Raw genomic sequence first — 5,197 nt, 5'->3', positions numbered from 1 at the left:
ACGGGACCGAAGGAAGCGTCCGTTCCTTGAGAACTCAACAGCGTGCCAAAAGTCAACGCCAAATATGTTGATACCCCGGCCCACTTCGGTGGGTTGGTGGTTCCTTTGAAGTCCTACCGGCCCATGTGGTGGGTAGGCAACATCAGCGAGGACGCAGTGGATTGCCAACCCTATTCCGGTTGGTTGTCCCGCTCTTCTATGGTGCTCTCCCGATTACGGGAAAACATTCATGGAGAGTTTGATCCTGGCTCAGGACGAACGCTGGCGGCGTGCTTAACACATGCAAGTCGAACGATGAAGCCCTTCGGGGTGGATTAGTGGCGAACGGGTGAGTAACACGTGGGCAATCTGCCCTTCACTCTGGGACAAGCCCTGGAAACGGGGTCTAATACCGGATAACACTCTGTCCCTCATGGGGCGGGGTTAAAAGCTCCGGCGGTGAAGGATGAGCCCGCGGCCTATCAGCTTGTTGGTGGGGTAATGGCCTACCAAGGCGACGACGGGTAGCCGGCCTGAGAGGGCGACCGGCCACACTGGGACTGAGACACGGCCCAGACTCCTACGGGAGGCAGCAGTGGGGAATATTGCACAATGGGCGAAAGCCTGATGCAGCGACGCCGCGTGAGGGATGACGGCCTTCGGGTTGTAAACCTCTTTCAGCAGGGAAGAAGCGAAAGTGACGGTACCTGCAGAAGAAGCACCGGCTAACTACGTGCCAGCAGCCGCGGTAATACGTAGGGTGCGAGCGTTGTCCGGAATTATTGGGCGTAAAGAGCTCGTAGGCGGCTTGTCACGTCGGATGTGAAAGCTCGGGGCTTAACCCCGAGTCTGCATTCGATACGGGCTAGCTAGAGTGTGGTAGGGGAGATCGGAATTCCTGGTGTAGCGGTGAAATGCGCAGATATCAGGAGGAACACCGGTGGCGAAGGCGGATCTCTGGGCCATTACTGACGCTGAGGAGCGAAAGCGTGGGGAGCGAACAGGATTAGATACCCTGGTAGTCCACGCCGTAAACGTTGGGAACTAGGTGTTGGCGACATTCCACGTCGTCGGTGCCGCAGCTAACGCATTAAGTTCCCCGCCTGGGGAGTACGGCCGCAAGGCTAAAACTCAAAGGAATTGACGGGGGCCCGCACAAGCAGCGGAGCATGTGGCTTAATTCGACGCAACGCGAAGAACCTTACCAAGGCTTGACATATACCGGAAAGCATCAGAGATGGTGCCCCCCTTGTGGTCGGTATACAGGTGGTGCATGGCTGTCGTCAGCTCGTGTCGTGAGATGTTGGGTTAAGTCCCGCAACGAGCGCAACCCTTGTTCTGTGTTGCCAGCATGCCCTTCGGGGTGATGGGGACTCACAGGAGACTGCCGGGGTCAACTCGGAGGAAGGTGGGGACGACGTCAAGTCATCATGCCCCTTATGTCTTGGGCTGCACACGTGCTACAATGGCCGGTACAATGAGCTGCGATGCCGCGAGGCGGAGCGAATCTCAAAAAGCCGGTCTCAGTTCGGATTGGGGTCTGCAACTCGACCCCATGAAGTCGGAGTTGCTAGTAATCGCAGATCAGCATTGCTGCGGTGAATACGTTCCCGGGCCTTGTACACACCGCCCGTCACGTCACGAAAGTCGGTAACACCCGAAGCCGGTGGCCCAACCCCTTGTGGGAGGGAGCTGTCGAAGGTGGGACTGGCGATTGGGACGAAGTCGTAACAAGGTAGCCGTACCGGAAGGTGCGGCTGGATCACCTCCTTTCTAAGGAGCATCTTGGTTCTCTTCGGGGAATCCAGAGACCATTTCGTCGGCAAATGTTCGACGGTGGTTGCTCAAGGGTGGAACGTTGACTATTCGGCACGATGAGCAAGTTTTTGTGAGTACTGCTTCGGCGTGGAAAATGGAAACGGGTTGATCGGGTCGGGCACGCTGTTGGGTATCTGAAGGTATGGCCGTATGGCTGCCTTCGGTTGCCGGCCCCAGTGCACTCACCTGTAAGGGTGGGGTGATGGGTGGCTGGTCGTTGTTTGAGAACTGCACAGTGGACGCGAGCATCTGTGGCCAAGTTTTTAAGGGCGCACGGTGGATGCCTTGGCACCAGGAACCGATGAAGGACGTGGGAGGCCACGATAGTCCCCGGGGAGCTGTCAACCAAGCTTTGATCCGGGGGTTTCCGAATGGGGAAACCCGGCAGTCGTCATGGGCTGTCACCCGCTGCTGAACACATAGGCAGTGTGGAGGGAACGCGGGGAAGTGAAACATCTCAGTACCCGCAGGAAGAGAAAACAACCGTGATTCCGGGAGTAGTGGCGAGCGAAACTGGATGAGGCCAAACCGTATGCGTGTGATACCCGGCAGGGGTTGCGCATACGGGGTTGTGGGATCTCTCTTTCACAGTCTGCCGGCTGTGAGACGAGTCAGAAACCGTTGGTGTAGGCGAAGGACATGCGAAAGGTCCGGCGTAGAGGGTAAGACCCCCGTAGCTGAAACATCAACGGCTCGTTTGAGAGACACCCAAGTAGCACGGGGCCCGAGAAATCCCGTGTGAATCTGGCGGGACCACCCGCTAAGCCTAAATATTCCCTGGTGACCGATAGCGGATAGTACCGTGAGGGAATGGTGAAAAGTACCGCGGGAGCGGAGTGAAATAGTACCTGAAACCGTGTGCCTACAAGCCGTGGGAGCGTCGCTGTATGTGCTTGCACATGCAGTCGTGACTGCGTGCCTTTTGAAGAATGAGCCTGCGAGTTAGCGGTGTGTAGCGAGGTTAACCCGTGTGGGGAAGCCGTAGCGAAAGCGAGTCCGAATAGGGCGATTGAGTTGCACGCTCTAGACCCGAAGCGGAGTGATCTAGCCATGGGCAGGTTGAAGCGGAGGTAAGACTTCGTGGAGGACCGAACCCACCAGGGTTGAAAACCTGGGGGATGACCTGTGGTTAGGGGTGAAAGGCCAATCAAACTCCGTGATAGCTGGTTCTCCCCGAAATGCATTTAGGTGCAGCGTCGTGTGTTTCTTGCCGGAGGTAGAGCACTGGATAGGCGATGGGCCCTACCGGGTTACTGACCTTAGCCAAACTCCGAATGCCGGTAAGTGAGAGCACGGCAGTGAGACTGTGGGGGATAAGCTCCATGGTCGAGAGGGAAACAGCCCAGAGCATCGACTAAGGCCCCTAAGCGTACGCTAAGTGGGAAAGGATGTGGAGTCGCAGAGACAACCAGGAGGTTGGCTTAGAAGCAGCCACCCTTGAAAGAGTGCGTAATAGCTCACTGGTCAAGTGATTCCGCGCCGACAATGTAGCGGGGCTCAAGCGTACCGCCGAAGTCGTGTCATTCATACACATATCCCCAACGGGAGTATGGATGGGTAGGGGAGCGTCGTGTGCCGGGTGAAGCAGCCGCGGAAGCGAGTTGTGGACGGTTCACGAGTGAGAATGCAGGCATGAGTAGCGATACACACGTGAGAAACGTGTGCGCCGATTGACTAAGGGTTCCTGGGTCAAGCTGATCTGCCCAGGGTAAGTCGGGACCTAAGGCGAGGCCGACAGGCGTAGTCGATGGACAACCGGTTGATATTCCGGTACCCGCTTTGAAACGCCCAATACTGAATCAGGCGATGCTAAGTCCGTGAAGCCGGCCCGATCTCTTCGGAGTTGAGGGTAGTGGTGGAGCCGACGAACCAGACTTGTATTAGGTAAGCGATGGGGTGACGCAGGAAGGTAGTCCAGCCCGGGCGGTGGTAGTCCCGGGGTAAGGGTGTAGGCCGTGTGGTAGGTAAATCCGTCACACGTTAAGGCTGAGACCTGATGCCGAGCCGATTGTGGTGAAGTGGATGATCCTATGCTGTCGAGAAAAGCCTCTAGCGAGTTTCATGGCGGCCCGTACCCTAAACCGACTCAGGTAGTCAGGTAGAGAATACCGAGGCGTTCGGGTGAACTATGGTTAAGGAACTCGGCAAAATGCCCCCGTAACTTCGGGAGAAGGGGGGCCATCACTGGTGATCCGATTTACTCGGTGAGCTGGGGGTGGCCGCAGAGACCAGCGAGAAGCGACTGTTTACTAAAAACACAGGTCCGTGCGAAGCCGTAAGGCGATGTATACGGACTGACGCCTGCCCGGTGCTGGAACGTTAAGGGGACCGGTTAGTGCACTTTCGGGTGTGCGAAGCTGAGAACTTAAGCGCCAGTAAACGGCGGTGGTAACTATAACCATCCTAAGGTAGCGAAATTCCTTGTCGGGTAAGTTCCGACCTGCACGAATGGCGTAACGACTTCTCGACTGTCTCAACCATAGGCCCGGTGAAATTGCACTACGAGTAAAGATGCTCGTTTCGCGCAGCAGGACGGAAAGACCCCGGGACCTTTACTATAGTTTGATATTGGTGTTCGGTTCGGCTTGTGTAGGATAGGTGGGAGACTTTGAAGCAGCCACGCCAGTGGTTGTGGAGTCGCCGTTGAAATACCACTCTGGTCGTGCTGGATGTCTAACCTGGGTCCGTGATCCGGATCAGGGACAGTGTCTGATGGGTAGTTTAACTGGGGCGGTTGCCTCCTAAAGAGTAACGGAGGCGCCCAAAGGTTCCCTCAGCCTGGTTGGCAATCAGGTGTTGAGTGTAAGTGCACAAGGGAGCTTGACTGTGAGACCGACGGGTCGAGCAGGGACGAAAGTCGGGACTAGTGATCCGGCAGTGGCTTGTGGAAGCGCTGTCGCTCAACGGATAAAAGGTACCCCGGGGATAACAGGCTGATCTTCCCCAAGAGTCCATATCGACGGGATGGTTTGGCACCTCGATGTCGGCTCGTCGCATCCTGGGGCTGGAGTCGGTCCCAAGGGTTGGGCTGTTCGCCCATTAAAGCGGTACGCGAGCTGGGTTTAGAACGTCGTGAGACAGTTCGGTCCCTATCCGCTGTGCGCGTAGGAATATTGAGAAGGGCTGTCCCTAGTACGAGAGGACCGGGACGGACGAACCTCTGGTGTGCCAGTTGTCCTGCCAAGGGCATGGCTGGTTGGCTACGTTCGGAAAGGATAACCGCTGAAAGCATCTAAGCGGGAAGCCTGCTTCGAGATGAGTATTCCCACCACCTTGAGTGGTTAAGGCTCCCAGTAGACGACTGGGTTGATAGGCCAGATGTGGAAGCCCGGTAACGGGTGGAGCTGACTGGTACTAATAGGCCGAGGGCTTGTCCTCAGTTGCTCGCGTCCACTGTGTT

The 5,197-nt window shown here is 56.7% G+C and carries 2 rRNA genes; both read left to right on the top strand.

From position 1 onward, the window contains the following. Window positions 1-226: 226 nt before the first annotated feature. A 16S ribosomal RNA gene (locus ABZ441_RS33390) occupies window positions 227-1,752 on the top strand. 298 nt (window positions 1,753-2,050) lie between these two features. Continuing rightward, a 23S ribosomal RNA gene (locus ABZ441_RS33385) occupies window positions 2,051-5,175 on the top strand. The 16S and 23S rRNA genes sit together here, the layout of an rRNA operon. Window positions 5,176-5,197 lie beyond the last annotated feature (22 nt).

This window comes from Streptomyces sp. NPDC005752 (genome assembly GCF_040630715.1).
Taxonomy (GTDB): Bacteria; Actinomycetota; Actinomycetes; order Streptomycetales; family Streptomycetaceae; genus Streptomyces.
Note: the sequence above shows the minus strand (reverse complement) of the source record. Positions and strands in the feature narration are given on the sequence as shown.